Consider the following 16,721-nt stretch of genomic DNA (forward strand, 5'->3'; position numbering starts at 1 on the left):
CCTGTCCCCCGGCGCTCACAGCACCACCAGCCCGATCAGCCATGCCAGAACCGTCAGACCTGCCGCCGCGAGCACCACGGCCTTGCCCGAGCGATGCACGCTCGGAAGATCGAAGCCGAACCCGGCATCCCAGAGCAGATGCCGGATGCCGTTGCAGAAATGGTAGAAGAGGGCGAGCGTGAAGCCGAACAGCACGATCATGCCGAGCACCGAGCCGACGATCGCCTGTGCCACGGAAAACGCGCCGGACGAGGTCGCCGCCGCCGCGAGCCAGAGCGACAGCAGGATTGCCCCGGCGGACAGCGCAACTCCGGTGATCCGGTGCAGGATCGACAGGGTGGAGGTGATCTGCGGACGATAGACCTGAAGATGGGGCGACAGGGGGCGGCGGACCGTTCCGCCCGCCGAGTTGCGCCCCTGCATGAGCGCTTCACGCACATCCTGCATGTTCGTCATCACCTTTCTGACGGTCGTCGCATGACGGGAACCGAGTATCGCCACATGACGAAATTGAAATGCTGCACCTGCTTAGTCCCCGAGGTGGCGAGGGTCAATTCACTGTCAAGCGTTCGCGATCCGGTACAATACGGTCTCTCGCGCGACTCTGCTTTCGAGTTCGTGCAGGGTCGGAACCGTGCAGCGTCCGAATTCAACCAGCCCTGCCCGCGGCACATAGGCTCGGCCGGGATCGGCAATCCATACGTCTGCCTGCGCCGCGCAGCGCTGCAGCCACGGCCAGATATGCGCGGTCATCGGTTTCTCATAGCAGACATCCCCGCAGAGAATGAGATCCTGCGCCGGCAGACTGCCGGTGACATCCCCGATCACGATCTCGACCGCAACGTCGTTCACCGCCGCGTTCAGCCCGATCGCCGCCCCCGCCACCAGGTCGATCTCCACCGCCGTCACCCGTGCCGCCCCCGCCTTCACCGCGGCGATCGCGGCGAGGCCCGAGCCGGCGGCGAAATCCATCACCCGCCTGCCGCGCACGCTCTCCGGGTGGTCGAGCACATGCCGCGCCAGTGCGATCGAGCCCGGCCAGGCGAAGGCCCAGTAGGGCGGCGCAATGCCGGTCTCCGCCAGGAATGCTTCGGTCGCCTGCCAGATCGGCGTGATTTCGGTGGCCAGATGCAGTTCGATTTCCGGCACCAGCGCCGGTGCTGCGCGCGCCGTGCTCGCGCGAATGAAGGCGGCCGCGTCCTTCATCGCCCGATCAGCATCGCCAGGCCCACCAGCAGCCCGACCCATCGGTTCAGCCTGAACAGCGCGAGGCAGCGCGCCGGGTCATCGATATCGAGCCGTGCCACCTGCCAGGCCAGCAGTGCGCCCGGCAGCGCCAGCGCGATCATCGCGTCCCGCCCCATCCCGGCCATCGCCATCGCGGCGGCGATCAGCGCGATCGTTCCAGAATACCACAGCGCGACCCACAGCCGCGTGCGTCCGCCGAGCCTGAGCGCGGATGACTTGATGCCCGCCAGCGCATCGTCCTCGCGGTCCTGATGCGCGTAGATCGTGTCATAGCCGAGAATCCACAAAATCGTCCCGGCATAGAGCGGCAGCACCGGCCAGCCCAGCGCGCCGTGCGCCGCGGCATAGCCCATCGGCGCGCCCCAGCCGAAGGTGAAGCCGAGCATCACCTGCGGCCACCAGGTCACCCGCTTCGCCGCGGGATAAAGCGCCACCAGCACCAGCGAGACGACGCCGAGAATTTGTGCTGTCCGCCCCAGCATCAGCAGGATCGTCAGCCCCGCCAGCAGCAGAAGGAGCAGAAACCCCAATGCCACGGGGACCGACACCGCGCCGGAGGCCAGCGGCCGCCCCGCCGTCCGCGCCACAAGCCGGTCGAGCTTGCGGTCCCATAAATCGTTCACCACGCACCCGGCCGCCCGCATCACGATGGCGCCCAAGGCAAACAGCGCGACCAGGCCGAGGCTGGTCCACGCGCCCACTTGCGCCAGCAGGATGCTCCAGAGCCCCGGCAGGAACAGCAGCCACACGCCGATCGGCCGGTCCAGTCGCGCCAGCAGTGCCAAAGGCCGGAATCGCGCCGGCAGTCGTGCCACCCATCCTCCGGCCCGGATATCGGTAAAACGCGTTCCGCCTGCTACAGGGTCGCTCATGGCCTCGCTCATCCGTTTGCACCTTCCCTTGCCACTGTCGCCCGGCGCAACCCTTGCCACATCGGAAGCCCAGGCGCACTATCTCGGGGCGGTCATGCGCCGCCGCGCCGGCGACCGGCTGCTGGTCTTTAATGTCGAATCCGGCGAATTCGCCGCTTCTATCGACCGGCTCGACCGCCGCTCCGTCCATCTCGTGATTGGCGAACGGACCCGCGCCCCTGCGCCCGAGCCCGATTGCTGGCTCTGCTTCGCCCCGATCCGGCGTGACATGACCGAACTCGTCGTCGAAAAGGCCACAGAACTCGGCGTCTCCCGCCTCGTTCCCGTGCTCACGGCCCGCACCCAGCCTGCAAGGCTGCGCGCCGACCGCCTCGCCGCCATCGCCACCGAGGCGGCTGAACAGTCCGAGCGCCTGACCATCCCCGCAATCGCCGAGCCGCTCCCGCTCGCGGGTTTTCTCGCCGCCTTTCCGCCGTCTCGCCGCCTTTTCGTTGCTGCCGAGCGCCGCCACGCCGCCCCCCTGTCGCCGGTCGATCCGTTGCAACCCCACGCGCTTCTTGTCGGTCCCGAAGGCGGCTTTGCGCCGGAAGAGCTTGACGCGATGGCCCGCCATGCGTTTGTGTCATCGGTAACACTCGGACCGCGCATCCTGCGCGCCGAAACCGCCGCCATCGCCGGGCTCGCGCGCCTGCTCGCGGGTTCCGCGCCCAGCTGATTTCAGGAGCCGAATTTGTCCAACCCCGGAGAGGCCGACGCCACCCCGATCGATCCCGCTCAGCCCGCAGCCCGGCAACTCGCCGACTGGTTTGCCGCGGGCTGCAAGCCGCCAGCCGATTTCCGCGTCGGCACCGAACACGAGAGCTTCGGCTTCCGCCGCGACAATTTTGCTCCGCCGCCCTACGCGCCGGACGGCATTCGCGCCGTGCTCGACTCGGTCGCCGCCGACGAGGGGATCGAGCCCATCCTCGATTCCGGCAACCCGATTGGCCTGAAGGGCAGGGGGTTCTCCATCTCCCTCGAACCCGGCGGCCAGTTCGAGCTGTCCGGCGCCCCGCTCGCCTCGATCCACGAGACGAAGCGGGAGATTGACGACCATATCGCCCGTGTCCACCGCATCGGCGACACGCTCGGCCTCGGCTTCGCGCCGCTCGGCTTTCACCCGACGGCGCGGCGCGCGGATTTCGACTGGATGCCCAAGGGCCGCTACGCCATCATGCGCGCCTACATGCAGAAGATTGGCACGCGCGGGCTCGACATGATGCTCCGCACCTGCACCGTTCAGGCCAATCTCGATTTTTCCTCCGAGGCCGACATGGTGAAGAAGATGCGCGTCGGCCTCGCCTTGCAGCCGCTCGCCACGGCGCTCTTTGCCAATGGCCCCTTCGTCGAGGGCAAGCCGAGCGGTCTGCTCTCCAATCGCGCCCATGTCTGGCTCGATACCGATAATGCGCGCGCCGGCATTCCGCGAATGGTCTTCGAGAACGGGTTCGGCTTCGAGCGCTATGCCGACTACATGCTCGATATTCCGATGTATTTCGTCTACCGGGACGGCCGGTATATCGACGTCTCCGGCAAGTCTTTCCGTGACTTCATCGCCGGACGGCTCGATGGGCTCGGCGCTGAGCCGGCCACGATCGGTGATTTTGCCGATCATACCACCACAACCTTTCCCGATGTCCGCCTCAAGCGCTTCATCGAGACCCGCGGCGCTGATGCCGGCAATCCGGCGATGCTTCTGGCCCAGCCCGCCCTCTGGACCGGTCTGTTCTACGATGACGCGGCGCTTGATTCAGCCTGTGCCCTGATCCGTGACCTCTCCTACGAGCAGATCGTCCATCTGCGCGAGGAGGTGCCTCGTCATGGTCTGGATATTGCGCTGGGCGCGGGCACCCTGCGCGACCTCGCGCGCGACGTTATCGCAATTGCTGCCGGGGGGCTGAAGTCGCGCGCGCGAACGAACGACAAGGGCGAGGACGAGCGCATCTACCTCGCCCCGCTTGAGGCAATCGCCAATGGTGGGCCGACCCAGGCCGAATACTGGCTTGGCCGCTATCACGGCGCCTGGCACGGCGACATCACCCGCATTTTCACCGAAGCTGAACTCTGACGCTGTCCCGGGCGTAGGGTGGGGATGGTTATCCACGCGCCGCCCCTCCGCCGGCCGACGGTGTTGAGAGCGGCTCGGTTGTTCCGGAGGGGTGGTTGCGGCTTCCCTGACCCTGATGGTCGAGAACGCATATCAGGGTCAGGCGCTCAATATCGGGCCGTCAGCGCAATGATGACCTGGCGGTTGGTGTAAGGTCCTGGTGTCGAGGCAATACGGATCGCGTTGAGCTGCTGCCCGACGACCGACAAGGTGACATGTTTGCTCAGGTGATAGGCCACCCGCGCGTCGAGCGTGAAGTTGCTGGAGATCGTTACAGGAATAAAATTCAGCATGGCCGTCGTAAAGGAAATATCACGATAAGAAGATTGCCAGCGGCCGTAAGCATCGATATCGAAGTGGCCCCAGGTGCGCCCGACATGGGCAATAACGCTGTCGCGTGGAACGGTCGAAAACAGGTTGCTGTTGCTGTCGAATACAATCTGGCGATTGCCGACTTTGCGTTCGAATGTGTCTTCGTAGGCAAATCCAAGCGACCAACGCCATCCTGAACTCGTGTGGCCCTTCAGCGAGATTTCGCCCCCGCCCGCTTCGGACCAGCCGGAATTTTCTGCCGCAAGAATGATGGGCGCTGCTGGCGTCGGCACGATGATGCCACCGACCGGCGAGGTGATGATGTCGTGGTCGCGCTGGATGAAAAGCGCCGTATGGAGTGTTGAATGCAGGGCCGGGAGTTGCCGATCCCAGTCAAGTTCGGCGTTATCGACGATCATCGGGTGCAGAAATGGATTGCCGGTGGCTCCCACCAGACCAAACGCTCCCGCGGCTCCTTGCAGGCCGAAATCGATCAGACTCGGCGCCTGCACCCCCTGGCCGAGCAGCAGCCGGAGCGTATCAATGTTTGTAGGCTTGTAGACGAGCCCGGAATTGAAGCTTAGTGCTGCGAACCCGCCCTGGCGGATCTGCTGCGCGGTCAGGCCGGAATTCGGGATCGGCACGCCGTCATATCCGAGCCAGAGATCGTCAACCCGCACCGCGTTTGTCAGGGAAATGGACGGTGTTACATGCCACATCCATGTCGCATCGGCGGCGATGTCCTGATAGCTGGCTGTTCCGCCGAGAAAGTCCAGCGAGTGGGCGGAGTTGTTGCGATATTCGAGGCTTAGCCGAATAACGTGGTTGCGTGATGCCCTGATGAGGTCGGTAGCCTGCAAGACATAGACGCGTTGCTGCAACAGGTTGTTGGGCTGGGTGAAGAACGGGACAAAGATATTTTCCCGCAAACCGTTGCGATAGGCATTCAGGCTGATCCGCCCGATCCTTGTATCCGCGTCAAGCTCGACTCGCTGCGAATTGGTGTAGAGGAAGAGCGTGCTCAGAACCGATGCGAAACTCTCGCTTGGGATTTCGCCATAACTGTAGCTCAGGCTTGCATACAGGCTGACGCCGGGGGTAAGCGCCGTGCGGGTCGCAAGATGAATCTCGTCGTTCCGGGGCTTGAGCAGCGAGATGGCGTCCGGCCGTTGCAGGACGGTCGTATATTTCGGATCGGCCGAATAGCTTCCCGCCGAGAGGCGAATGCCCATACGCCCGACATGGGCGGTACCGGCAAGCGACGCTCCATACTGGCTCTGGGTGCCGCCATAGACCTCGGCACTGTCTACCCGATCATCGAGAGGATCGAAGGTCACGATGTTGATCACACCGTCGACGGCGTTGAATCCATATAGTGCGGTTGCCGGCCCCTTGATGACCTCGATCTGCCGGATTTCCGAGAGTTGAACCGGGATGGAACTCCAGGCGACGTGGCCGAATTCGTCGAGATAAACCTGCCGGCCATTCAGCAGCACGAGGAGGCGCGGATTGTATGGCTGGTTGTAGGTCCGCACGCCGACCTCCGGCGCGTTGAGGGTATAGGGGCGCACGTCGAGTCCGGTCACATACTGCAGAACGCCGGGAATCGAAATCGCCCCCGAACGCCGGATCTGCTGTTGGGTGATGATCACCACATTGGCCGGCGCATCGCGCGCCAGCAGCGGCGTGCCCGTGGCCGCTGCGGTGACCGGCGCGCCGAACACCTGTTCCAGTTGACCGAACGGGAAGATCTGCGCATGGGCCCGTCCCGTCAGGGACAGAGACGCAAGCAGAGCCAGCTGAATGATCGCACAAGCCGATCTGCGATGTTGCTGCCGCATCATACTTCCTCGATCATCAATAACAGCGCGGCAGCAAAATCCACCCTGGCGCGGCGCGCTGCTTTCGTGTTCAGGACGATTGTCACCCGTTGTCGCGATGCGATGCCAAGCGTGCACGTTCCGGCCCGCACCCGTGCGACTTGTGAGGTGACACAAAGCGCATGATGCGAGGCCCATGCCGCGGCGACTTCCTGCATGGGAGCCCTGTCAGCGGGAATTATGATGTCGAATTCACCTGCCATCAGCCGGTTGGCTGGGACCGGAACCGGTCGGAGATGGGCGGTGCCCGTCATGATGCCATGGCCTATTGTTGCTGCGATCGCCTCGGCGTCGGCTTTCGAGGCCGCATTGCCCGGGCGATACGCGATCGCGATGATGCCATCGCCTTTCACCGCTGGACGAACGAAGGTCAGCAGTTTGTTGAGGACCTTGATATCTGTTGCGGTAAAGGACGGCGCGGAGGGTGGGGTCTGGCCATAGGCGATGCCGGCCAGAAGCGCCAACCCGAGAACGAATGCGAAGACAATCCGCGTGGTTCCGGCAGATGGACTGACCTGTTGTGCCCGCGGATCTGTGCGCTCACGCGTGTGCGGCATCGCGGCATTCCCGGGCTTCGATGTAGAGATCAAGGTCATTGTCGCATATCGGCGGGCTCAGGAAATTGCCCTGCATGAGATCGCAGCCGCTGTCGCGTACCACCGTGAATTCGGTTGCCGTTTCAATTCCCTCGGCTGTCACGGTCAGGCCGAGTTGCCGGCTCATCGCCAGCACTGCTGCCACGATGGCTCGCGCACGATCGCCATCGGCGATCCGGGCGATGAAGGATCGATCGATCTTGACTTTGTCGAACGGGTAGTGATGCAGCGAGGACAGACCGGAATACCCGGTGCCGAAATCGTCGAGGGAGATACGCAGGCCGAGATGCTTCAACGCGGCAAGGGCGTTGAGCGCCTGGGCGTTGTCGTGCAGCGCCACGCCTTCGGTGACTTCGAGTTCGAGCAGATGCGCGGCCAGCCCGGCGCGTGCCATGGTTTCCGCCGTCAGGCGAGGAAAGTCCTCTTCGGTCAGTTGCCGTGGAGACACGTTGACCGCCACCCAGTATCGCCCGCCCCAGCTTGTCGCCTGCCGGCAGGCGGCGTCGAGCACCCAGGCGCCGAGCCGGACAATCAGCCCGGTCTCCTCGGCAATCGGAATGAACTCGTCAGGCGAGATGCTGCCACATGTCGGTGACGTCCAGCGCAGCAAAGCCTCGAACCCGACCAACTCGTGATCAGCCGTCACCACCGGCTGGTAACAGATGGTAAGATCCTCGTGCTCGATCGCAGCCGAGAGTTCCTGTTCGAGCACGCGTCGCCGGCGCAGGACGGTATCCATGCCGGGCCTGAAGAAATAATGTCGGTTCCGGCCGTCGGCCTTGGCGCGGTAGAGTGCGACATCGGCCTTGCCGATCAGCATCTCGGCTTCCGTTCCATCCTGGGGGCCCAGCGCGATTCCGATGCTGGCGCCGATATTCACCGCATGCCCGTCGATGTCGTAGGGTTGGCTGATCGCATGATTGAGCCGCGCCGCAAGCGACCCTGCGATGTCGGGATGCTCGACACGCGGCTGCAGCAGCACGAATTCATCGCCGCCAATCCGGCACAGCAGGTCGATGTCCCGGATATTGGACAGAATGCGCGCCACAGCCATCTGCAGTAGCTTGTCGCCGATCTGGTGGCCGAGCGTGTCGTTCACTGACTTGAAGCGATCGAGATCGATGTAGAAGATCGCAAGCCCGAGCCCCCCTGCACGGATCGCCGCGATCTCCCGCGCCAGTGCGTCTTGCAGCATCAGTCGGTTCGGCAATTTTGTCAGCGCGTCATGATGCGCGAGAAAGCGGATTTTCTCTTCTGCTGCGCGTCGGCTCCTGATGTCGCGCAATGCCGTGACCTGCGCCTTGCTGCCCCCAAAGCTGATCATCCGCGATAGTGTTTCGACCGGAATGGTTTCGCCGCCCGCCGTCATGATGATGGTTTCCGCGGCATGCGGCCTCTCGGCGTCGGACCAGTCGGCCGTCGCGAGCCCTGGCAGAAAGCGGTCGATCGGGCTGCCCACCAGAACTTCGGCCGGCCAGCCGAGCAGTTGCGAGCACACCTGGTTGATGTCGACGATCACACCCTTGCGATGGATCAGCAGAGCCTCGAACATGTTGTCGGTCAGTTCGCGCAGGCGGGTGTTTTCGCTGGCAACCCTGAGCGCGTTCTGCCTGTCGACGCCGGCGCCGGCCAGTGCGAAGGCCAGCATCACGACGAGTTCGGACACAAACACAAGTTGCAGGGGATGCAGCGCAAAGGCGTTCTGCTGGCGCGTTGCCGTCACCCAGTCGGCAAATGGCAGGATGGCCGAAAGTGCGCCGAAAATCGGCACCACGAGCGAAAATCCCAGCGCGGGAATGCTCAGGATGCGGAAGCCGTCTTCCCGGTTTGCCAACCGGATTCCGGCCGCGGCGAGCAGGCCGCCGGCCAGCATCGTGATGATGACCCGGCTGAGCTCGTACGCCAGGGTGAAAGGCTCGGCGATGCCGCTGACGGCGGCGAACACCATACAGGACGCACCTGCGGCGATCGTCGAACTGGCAAGCGCCATGTTCCGGCTGTTACGCGTCAGAAACAGCGTGATGAATAGCGCGATAAACGCGCCGCCCGTCATGAAGCTGAACGATTCAAGCCTTGCCGCGAGGGGAATCGCGTCGCGAACATGCGGAAAATAGATGTGCAGGCTGACCAGGAATACCCGCCAGCCCCCGATCGCCGCCACGGTTCCGGCGAGTCCGGCGAGGGCAATGCGTGCGCGTGGCTTCATGCCCCCGGCGCGCGCCGCTATCGCGTAAACGACGCTTGCCGTGCCAATCCCGATAAGCGGCGCCTTCAACAGGCTCAATAGGGGATGCGCATTCAGCATGGTGCCGTTGTGCACCGCCGTACAGGCGCATCGTTGGGTAAGCGTTCGGCCCGGACGATTACATGCATGGCATTCTTGAACGGTGACAAATCAGGAAGGCTTCGAAAATGATCCGGTAAAATCTGCCGGCTTGCAAAACATCGACGGGCCTGCCGCCGCCACAAAATCATTATATCAGAATTGTTAATGACGAGTTTAGCGGGTTTTGCCATCGGCGCACCACATAAGTACAAACGAAAAATCAAATTGATAATTTTGAGAATTATGCATCAAAAAAATACTTCCTCCGAAACAATTTCTCAAAAAAGCAATTGACTATTTTGTTAGCAAAAAATTTACCTAATCGCAATGCGTGCCTCGCAGAACGACTCATTGGCAGTATTCGTTCATGCAAATAACAATGCGTAGTCTTTCCGGATAAGACGACCGTCCGATCCTTCTACGCTGTTCCCGAACGCGGCACCGGTCGCTTGATTGAGCCTGTCGCGAAGGCTACGCTGCTCAACGAACCGCTCGCACGGCGCAGGCCGCGGATCGCGGCTGTGTACGGTGGCATAGCGGTCAGGCTCGGGAGGTGCCAAACTCATAATGAAAACAATCGCATCGAAAGCCCGCCGCGGGGCAAGCATTGCCGGCATCCTGATGGCAGTGTCATTCGGCTCCGCCGCGCAGGCTCGGAACGTCGATATCGGTGCGGGGTATAATTTCATTCCCGGCTCCGCCTATGTCTCGCTCGGCTATCGCCATGCGGTTCCTGGCCTGACCACGTTCGGCATCGATGCGTTCCTGATCACGACCGGCAAGGAAGAGCGGGCGGTGCGGCCGGGGCCGGAATTCAGCCTCGATGGCCTTGTCTATCTCCCGGGTTACCCGGTCTTCGCCAAATTCGGCGCGGTGGCCGGCTGGGGCAAATACGGGCTTGATGGCGGATTCGGTGTCGATCTGCCGCTCGCCAGCGCCTGGTTCGTCCGCTTGCAGGACACCTATTTCACGGCTACCGAAGACCGCACCGGCGGCATGGAGTCGGAAAACCTGATTTCAGCCGGCCTGCATTACAGGTTCTGAGCGGCTCAGCCGCGGCGGCGGGCGCCGCTCAGGAGCCGCTCGGCCAGAACCGCGATGATGATCACGGATCCGATCGCCGTGCCCTGCCAGTAGGGTGACACGTTGAGCAGGTTCAGCCCGTTGCGGATGAACAGCATAACGAACACGCCGAACAGGGTGCCGACGATCGAGCCGCGCCCGCCGAACAGGCTGGCGCCGCCGATCACCACCGCCGCGATCGCGTCGAGTTCCAGTCCCTGGCCGCCGATCGGGTCGATGGACAGGATTCGCGATGCCATGAATATCGCGGCCACCCCGCTCATCAGCCCCGAAATCACATAGGCGAGCACGCTCCACGTCCCGATCCGCAGGCCCGCGACCCGCGCCGCCTCGGCGTTCGAGCCGAGCGCATATAGCGTCCGCCCGCCCTTGGTATGGTTCAGGAACCACCAGCACAGCGCATAGCACGCGATCAGCACGAGAAAGTCCACCGGAATATCGAACAGCGAGTCCGCCGAAAGCGCGCCGAGGCCAGCCGGTAGTCCGCTGATTGAATTCGCCCCGCTCAGCACATAGGCAAGGCTGCGCCCGACCGACATCATTCCGAGCGTGACGACAAAGGCGGCCACCCGCCCGTAGGTGATGATCAGGCCGTTGACCAGCCCGGCCGCGGCGCCCGCCGCAAGGCAGAACAGGAACGCCACCGGCATCGGGACATGGTGCAGCGAGAGGCCGAGCACGATCCCCGTCACCCCCACCAGGGAGCCCACCGACAGATCGATGCCGCCGATCAGGATCACCAGCGTCTGCCCGAGTGCCAGCAGCCCGACCACGACCGACTGGCTCAGCAGGTTCAGCATGTTGTTGAAGGTGAGGAAATACGGCGAGATCAGCGACAGCACGGCCATCACCGCGACGACAACGAGCGACATGCGCAGTTCGATCTGGGTCGCAAGCAGGGTGAGCAGCGTGCGGCGCGGTGCGGCGCCGGTCTGCCCAGTGAGGGAAGTGGCGGGTCCGTTCATGGGGGTCATGCCTCGATCCTGGTCTCGTTTTGAGCATCCCGCCGCTCGCCGAGCGCTGCGAGAATCTGTTGGGTCACCGCGGGGGCGTCGAAATCCGCCGGCTCTCGCCCGAAGGTCAGCCCGACAATCCCGAGGCTGTGGCCGCGCTTGCCGGAAATCGGCACCAGCAGGGTCGGGCGCGAACCATCAGGCGCCCGGTGCAGCGCGCCGCGCGGCGCCCCCACCGCATGGGCGATCGAAGTCGCCGCGATTTCGGGGAAGCCGCCGGTGACGAAGCCGGGATCGGCCGACGGATCGTCGCCCACCCTGTCGAAGCAGAACAGCCGCCCTCCCTCGGCGGCCATCCAGTAGGCCGTGCCGCCATACCGCGCCACCAGCTGCCCGAGCATGGTATGGGTCTTTTCCGCCGAACTGCGCGGTGCGGCGAACATGCCGAGCTTTTCGATGTCGATCAGCTCCGCGGGCAGTTCCGCGACGCTGACGCCGTCGCTGAGCACGGCGATGCGGTCGGACACGCCGATCACTTCCTCGAAATCCGACGACACCACGACGCAGGCAACACCCTCATCGGCGATCCGGCGCAGCATCGCGTAGATGCTGCTGCGGGTGCCGATATCGACGCCGCGGGTCGGCTCGTCCAGCAGCAGCAGCCGTGGCGCGAGCACGAGACCGCGCGCCAGGATCACCTTCTGCTGCATGCCGCCGCTGAAATTGAGCATGTTGGCGTCGAGCAGGCGCCGCTCCGGCAGGTCCAGCCGTTCGAGCAGCGCGCGCACCGCGGCGCCGCGCGTGCCATAGCCCAGCGTCATCGCCGAGCGCGCGCCCAGATGCGCGAGCAGCAGGTTCTCGCGCACCGAGAAATCCGGCACGATCGCCTGGCCCCGCCGGTCTTCCGGTACAAGGCCGATGCCTGCCCTTATCGCATCCCGCGGCGAGCGCGCCCGGAATGGTTTGCCATCCAGTTCGATCGTGCCCGAGACCGGCTGGCGCAGGCCGAAAATCGTCTCGATCGTTTCCGATCGTCCGGCGCCGACCAGCCCGGCAAGGCCGAGCACCTCGCCGGCGCGTACCTCGAAGGACACGTCCCGCACCATCGGCGGGCAGCTCAGGTGACTGACCCGCAAGACCACCGCGCCGTCCGTGCGCCGCCGGCTGCGGCCGCCGCGGTCGTAGATGTCCTGCAACTCGCGTCCCACCATCAGGCGCACTAGCTCGCCCTGCTGCATGGTCTCGGTCGCGAGCCCGCTGGCGACGATCCGCCCCTCGCGCAGCACCGTCACCCGGTCGGTGACGGCGAAAATCTCCTCCAGCCGGTGCGACACGAAAATCAGCCCGTGCCCCCTCGTGGCAAGGCTGCGCATCAATCCGAACAGCTGCTCCGCCTCGTGCGGCGACAGTGCCGCGGTCGGCTCGTCGAAAATGATGATCCGGCTGTCCAGCGCCAGCGCCTTGAGAATCTCGACCAGCTGGCGCTGGCCGATGCTCAGCTCGCTCACCTTCATGTCGGGCCGCAGCACGTCGCTCTGGCCGATCTCGCCGATCAGCGCCCGCGCCTGCGCCCGGAGGGCGCGCCAGTCGAGCCGGCCAGGCATCGCGATCCGCGGCAGCATGATATTTTCGAGCACCGAAAGATCGGGCGCGAGCGAGGTTTCCTGTGTCACCATGGTGATACCGGCGCGGATGGCGTCGCGCGCGCCGGCATGCCGCAACCGGGCCCCGTTCAGCAGGATTTCTCCGGAATCGGGCCTGATATGGCCCGAGATGATCCGCGAAAGGGTCGACTTGCCGGCGCCATTGGCGCCGACAAGAGCGTGGATTTCCCCCGCGCGGAGATCGAACGCGGCACCGGAAAGCGCCTGGGTGACCCCGAAACGCTTCCAGATGTCGTGCAGTTCGAGCAGGGCCACGGCGATCGGCTCAGCTCAGGCCGAACGTCGTCTTGCGGACGATTGGCGCTTCCTTGGCGACATTCGATTTGTCCACCACGATGATCGGGATCTCGATCCGCTTCGGCGGGGTTGTGCCTGCGAAATGCTGGAACAGCGCATTCGCCGATTCGGTGCCGAACAGGTAGGGCTGCTGCATGCCGGAGCCGACGATGGTGCCGTCCTCGATCATCTTGATGAATTCGGGGATGCCGTCGAACGCGGCGACCTTCATCGTCTTCTGCCGGTGGGCGGCGCGGATCGCGCGCAGCGCGCCGATGGTCGGCTCGTCGGTCTCGACGAAGAGCCCGTCCATCTCGGGGTGCGCGGTCAGCATGTCCTGCACGAACTTGAAGGTTTCATCGGCCGTGTAGGTCTGCATCTGCGAGAGGGCGACGCGCTTGATCCCGGCTTCGTCCATCGCCTGCATGAAGCCGGCGGTGCGATCCTTGCCATTCTGGCGGGCGAGCGAGATCGTCACCAGGCCGACGGTGTTGTGCTTGCGTCCGCTCGCCTTGAGTTCGGCGGCCAGCACCTTGCCGATGCCATAGGCGCCCTTGCGGTTGTCGGAAATGACGAAGGAGAGATACTCGCCGCCCGAGGTGCCGATATCGGCGATGACGACGGGGATGCGCGCGCGGGCGGCGGCGGCGAGAACGGAGGGCGCGGTCGAGGTGTCGGTCGGCGAGAGGATGATGCCGTCGACATTCTTGGCGATCGCGTCCTGCGCGTTGGTCAGCTGGGTCTGCGCCGAGTTGTGGCTGTCATAGGTGACCGAGCTGGCGCCGTGTTTCTTCGCCTCGTCGGCGATGCCGTTGGACAGGGTGCGCCAGTAGGGCAGGTCTAGCCCCGGGGTGATGTAGGCGAGGCGCTTGCCCTTGGCGAAGGCGAGGCCCGGCGCCATCGCCGCGGCGAAGACTGTCGGCGCGGCGAGCTTGCCTAGGGTTCGCCTCGTGATCAGGCGAGGTTTGGCGCGGATGATGATGTCGTCAGTCATGGTTTCCTCCTGTTTGTTTGAGACTGTAGGTTCAGTCGTTCCGGCCTGCTGCGCCGGATGGCGGCCTGCCGCCCTCGATCACGTGGCGGGTGGTCTGGTAGATCCGGTCGAGATGCACGTCGAAGGCGGCGACCACCGCCGCCTCGTCATGCCGCGCCAGCCCATCAAGGATCGCCTCGTGATCGGCGACGCTCCGCGCCACGGCCTGGTCCTGCGCTACCGCGCGGCGGCGGATCTCCATCATGTGGGCGTAGAGGTCGCTGACGAAATCGGCGAGCGCGGGATTGCCGCAGGCGCGATAGATCGCGAGGTGGAATTCGCGGTCGGAAATCAGGAACCGCACCGGGTCGGTCTGCGCCGATTTCTGCGTCTCGAGGCAGCGGCGCAAGAAGTTGAGATCGTCCTGCCTGATTTCCCGCGCCGCGGCGGCGACCACTTCGCGCTCGACCAGCATGCGTGCCGCGTGAACGGTCTCGATATCGTATTCATTGATCCGCCGGGTCTCGGTCACGCCGGGCGCCATGAGGCCGAGGTCGGTGCTGATGACCCGCGTCCGTGCGCCTTGCGATACCTCGATCACGCCCCGCGCCGCGAGGATCTGGATGCCGCCGCGAACGGTTTCGCGGCTGACCTGAAACGAAGTGGCAAGATCTCGCTCGCTTGGCAGCGCATCCCCGATCCGGACGATCCCGGCGGCGATCAGCCCGGCGATCTTTTCGGCAACCAGCTCGCGCGTCGTCCGCCGCATGACGGAGTCGCGCAGATCCGGCAGATGCCCGATCACGGAAAAGGCGCCTTGCGGCACGTCGTTTATCCTCCCGCTTGTCCACTGGCCCAGCCAGCAGACCAGCGGAGCAAACACCATTCGCCGCTCACGGTCAAGCGAGCCGTTCACTCCGCCCGGACCTTAAATTCCCCGGCGTGTTTCGGGGGTGGCGCTCAGAGAATATTCAGGCTGATCGGCAGGCGGACGACGATCTGTGCGGCAGGCGAGTTGGGACCGACGCCGATGCTGACCCCGACATTGAGGCTGGCATTATGGGTGATCTGGTAGCCGAGCCCGAAATCGAAGGCGCCCGCGTCATACGCCGTGCCCTTGATGCTCTGGCCGTTCTGCTGCTCGTCGAAATACTGGTCCTCCTCGTAGCCGACGCTGAACGAGGCGCGGTTGTTGAGCGAGAAGCCCATGCCGAAGGACAGGCCGATGCCATTGCCCGGTTGCAGCTTCGCCTTCACCGCCGCGCCGCCGCCGGGGTTCTGGATGCTGACGGTACGGCCGAAATTATAGACGTATTTCAGGTTGGCAAACAGGATGACCGGACTCGTCGGATACAGCATCGTCAGGCTCGGCTGGAGCTGGTAGAAGCCGGTGCCGGTCGGCAGTCGCTTGTCCACCCCTTGAAGGTAGATTCCCTGAGGCGAGTTGGTCGTGAAGATCGGCACGCTGAACGGGCTTGTTCCGGTCATCGTCTTGAAGTTGAGGTTGGCGACGAAGGTCGGCACCGATTCCGAGCCGCGGTTGAGCTGGTAGCTGCCGCCGAACTGGATATCGCCAAGGTTGAAGGCGTGCGCCGAGACGGTCAGCGGCCCCACGCTCTGGCCGACCAGGATCGGTGAGGTGATCGTGGTGTTGTAACCGGTCTCGAAAGGGATGCGCACATAGACGTCCGACCGCCCGGTCAGGCCATAGCGCAGGGTGAGCTGCTCGGTGAGCAGATTTTCATATACCTTGTTGATGTTGATATTGCCGAAGGTGATGCCGGGGACGATGGTGAATCCGCTGACGTTCACCTGATTGGTATCGTAATAGGAATATTGCAGCGACGGCTCGATCACGAGCGTCCCCTTCGGCGTCAGCACCCCGCCGGACTGGGCGAGGGACGAGTTTGTTTGCAGCACCAGGTTGGTCCGCGCCTTGCGGTTGGCGTCGGCCTGTTCGCGCTGGGTCGAGGCGGCGGCCTCGGCGGCCGGGGCCGTCGTCTCGCGCGGCGCCGTCGTGGTTTGCGCCGGCTCGGCAGCCGTCGCTGAGGGCGCGCCCGGGGCTTCCGCAACACGCCGGCGAGGCAGGCGGCGCGTGGGCGGCGGGGCGCTGCCGTTCAACGCGGCGAGTTCGGCACGCTCACGCCGGATCGATTCGAGTTCCGTGCGGATCGCGTCCATCTGCGCGACCAGGCTCGATTTCTGTTGCTGCAACACAGCTGCCTGGTGGTCCAGTCTTGCGTTCAGTTCACGGATCCGCGCGGAGGTCTCCGGCGTTGCGGCATCTGCAGCTCCCTGAACCATGAGGGCGATACCCAGCCCGCCGAGCATCGTCCGCGAGATCAAGTGAATTCTGCTCATAGCCTCTCCGTCCCCGCGTCTCGTGCAGCGC

The 16,721-nt window shown here is 64.4% G+C and carries 14 protein-coding genes; 3 read left to right on the plus strand and 11 right to left on the minus strand.

What is annotated here, in order from left to right; translation table 11 throughout:
- Positions 1-15: 15 nt before the first annotated feature.
- From sdhC to ubiA, 3 genes are all read right to left on the minus strand, one after another.
- On the minus strand, positions 16-447 hold the full coding sequence (sdhC, locus tag ACIDOCELLA78_RS000000102540; protein WP_201728301.1) for a succinate dehydrogenase, cytochrome b556 subunit: 432 nt from the start codon (positions 445-447) through the stop codon (positions 16-18).
- A 114-nt stretch (positions 448-561) separates the two neighbouring features.
- A complete protein-coding gene (locus tag ACIDOCELLA78_RS000000102545; RefSeq protein ID WP_201728248.1) occupies positions 562-1,206 on the minus strand; it encodes a methyltransferase in 645 nt (214 codons plus the stop codon).
- A complete protein-coding gene (gene ubiA, locus ACIDOCELLA78_RS000000102550) occupies positions 1,203-2,132 on the minus strand; it encodes a 4-hydroxybenzoate octaprenyltransferase (protein ID WP_201728249.1) in 930 nt (309 codons plus the stop codon). The genes ACIDOCELLA78_RS000000102545 and ubiA overlap by 4 nt, the downstream gene beginning before the upstream one ends.
- Here ubiA and ACIDOCELLA78_RS000000102555 point away from each other — a divergent pair.
- Together ACIDOCELLA78_RS000000102555 and ACIDOCELLA78_RS000000102560 are read left to right on the plus strand one after the other, a co-directional pair.
- Entirely contained in the window at positions 2,119-2,835 is a 717-nt protein-coding gene (locus tag ACIDOCELLA78_RS000000102555; protein WP_201728250.1) for a 16S rRNA (uracil(1498)-N(3))-methyltransferase, read from the plus strand. The genes ubiA and ACIDOCELLA78_RS000000102555 overlap by 14 nt on opposite strands.
- 15 nt (positions 2,836-2,850) lie before the next feature.
- Positions 2,851-4,227, plus strand: a complete 1,377-nt coding sequence (locus ACIDOCELLA78_RS000000102560; protein ID WP_201728251.1) for a glutamate--cysteine ligase — start codon at positions 2,851-2,853, stop codon at positions 4,225-4,227.
- Positions 4,228-4,373: 146 nt separating this feature from the next.
- Here the strand turns inward: ACIDOCELLA78_RS000000102560 and ACIDOCELLA78_RS000000102565 are convergent, their stop codons facing one another.
- The 3 genes from ACIDOCELLA78_RS000000102565 to ACIDOCELLA78_RS000000102575 are packed head-to-tail and all read right to left on the minus strand — an operon-like array spanning position 4,374 to position 9,359.
- Positions 4,374-6,419, minus strand: coding sequence for a TonB-dependent siderophore receptor (locus ACIDOCELLA78_RS000000102565; RefSeq protein ID WP_201728252.1), 2,046 nt, complete (start codon positions 6,417-6,419; stop codon positions 4,374-4,376).
- Complete coding sequence (locus ACIDOCELLA78_RS000000102570; protein ID WP_201728253.1) at positions 6,419-7,015, minus strand: hypothetical protein; 597 nt, start codon at positions 7,013-7,015, stop codon at positions 6,419-6,421. The genes ACIDOCELLA78_RS000000102565 and ACIDOCELLA78_RS000000102570 overlap by 1 nt, the downstream gene beginning before the upstream one ends.
- Entirely contained in the window at positions 6,999-9,359 is a 2,361-nt protein-coding gene (locus ACIDOCELLA78_RS000000102575) for a bifunctional diguanylate cyclase/phosphodiesterase (RefSeq protein ID WP_214006275.1), read from the minus strand. The genes ACIDOCELLA78_RS000000102570 and ACIDOCELLA78_RS000000102575 overlap by 17 nt, the downstream gene beginning before the upstream one ends.
- 642 nt (positions 9,360-10,001) lie before the next feature.
- Between ACIDOCELLA78_RS000000102575 and ACIDOCELLA78_RS000000102580 the strand changes: the two genes are divergently transcribed.
- Positions 10,002-10,424 carry a hypothetical protein gene (locus ACIDOCELLA78_RS000000102580; protein ID WP_201728255.1) on the plus strand — a complete coding sequence of 141 codons (423 nt, stop codon included), beginning with the start codon at positions 10,002-10,004 and terminating at the stop codon, positions 10,422-10,424.
- A gap of 5 nt (positions 10,425-10,429) precedes the next feature.
- On the opposite strand, the gene ACIDOCELLA78_RS000000102585 is transcribed toward ACIDOCELLA78_RS000000102580, so the two are convergent.
- The 5 genes from ACIDOCELLA78_RS000000102585 to ACIDOCELLA78_RS000000102605 form a co-directional block, all read right to left on the minus strand.
- Positions 10,430-11,437 (minus strand): ABC transporter permease, encoded by a 1,008-nt coding sequence (locus ACIDOCELLA78_RS000000102585; protein WP_201728256.1) that lies wholly within the window; start codon positions 11,435-11,437, stop codon positions 10,430-10,432.
- A complete protein-coding gene (locus ACIDOCELLA78_RS000000102590) occupies positions 11,434-13,335 on the minus strand; it encodes a sugar ABC transporter ATP-binding protein (RefSeq protein WP_201728257.1) in 1,902 nt (633 codons plus the stop codon). The genes ACIDOCELLA78_RS000000102585 and ACIDOCELLA78_RS000000102590 overlap by 4 nt, the downstream gene beginning before the upstream one ends.
- A gap of 10 nt (positions 13,336-13,345) precedes the next feature.
- Positions 13,346-14,350, minus strand: a complete 1,005-nt coding sequence (locus ACIDOCELLA78_RS000000102595; protein WP_201728258.1) for a substrate-binding domain-containing protein — start codon at positions 14,348-14,350, stop codon at positions 13,346-13,348.
- A 31-nt stretch (positions 14,351-14,381) separates the two neighbouring features.
- Positions 14,382-15,215: a FadR/GntR family transcriptional regulator gene (locus tag ACIDOCELLA78_RS000000102600; protein WP_201728259.1), complete on the minus strand. Its 834-nt coding sequence runs from the start codon at positions 15,213-15,215 to the stop codon at positions 14,382-14,384.
- A 74-nt stretch (positions 15,216-15,289) separates the two neighbouring features.
- Positions 15,290-16,690, minus strand: a complete 1,401-nt coding sequence (locus ACIDOCELLA78_RS000000102605) for a transporter (RefSeq protein ID WP_201728260.1) — start codon at positions 16,688-16,690, stop codon at positions 15,290-15,292.
- Positions 16,691-16,721: the final 31 nt, after the last annotated feature.

The sequence above is a fragment of the Acidocella sp. C78 genome (assembly GCF_907164655.1).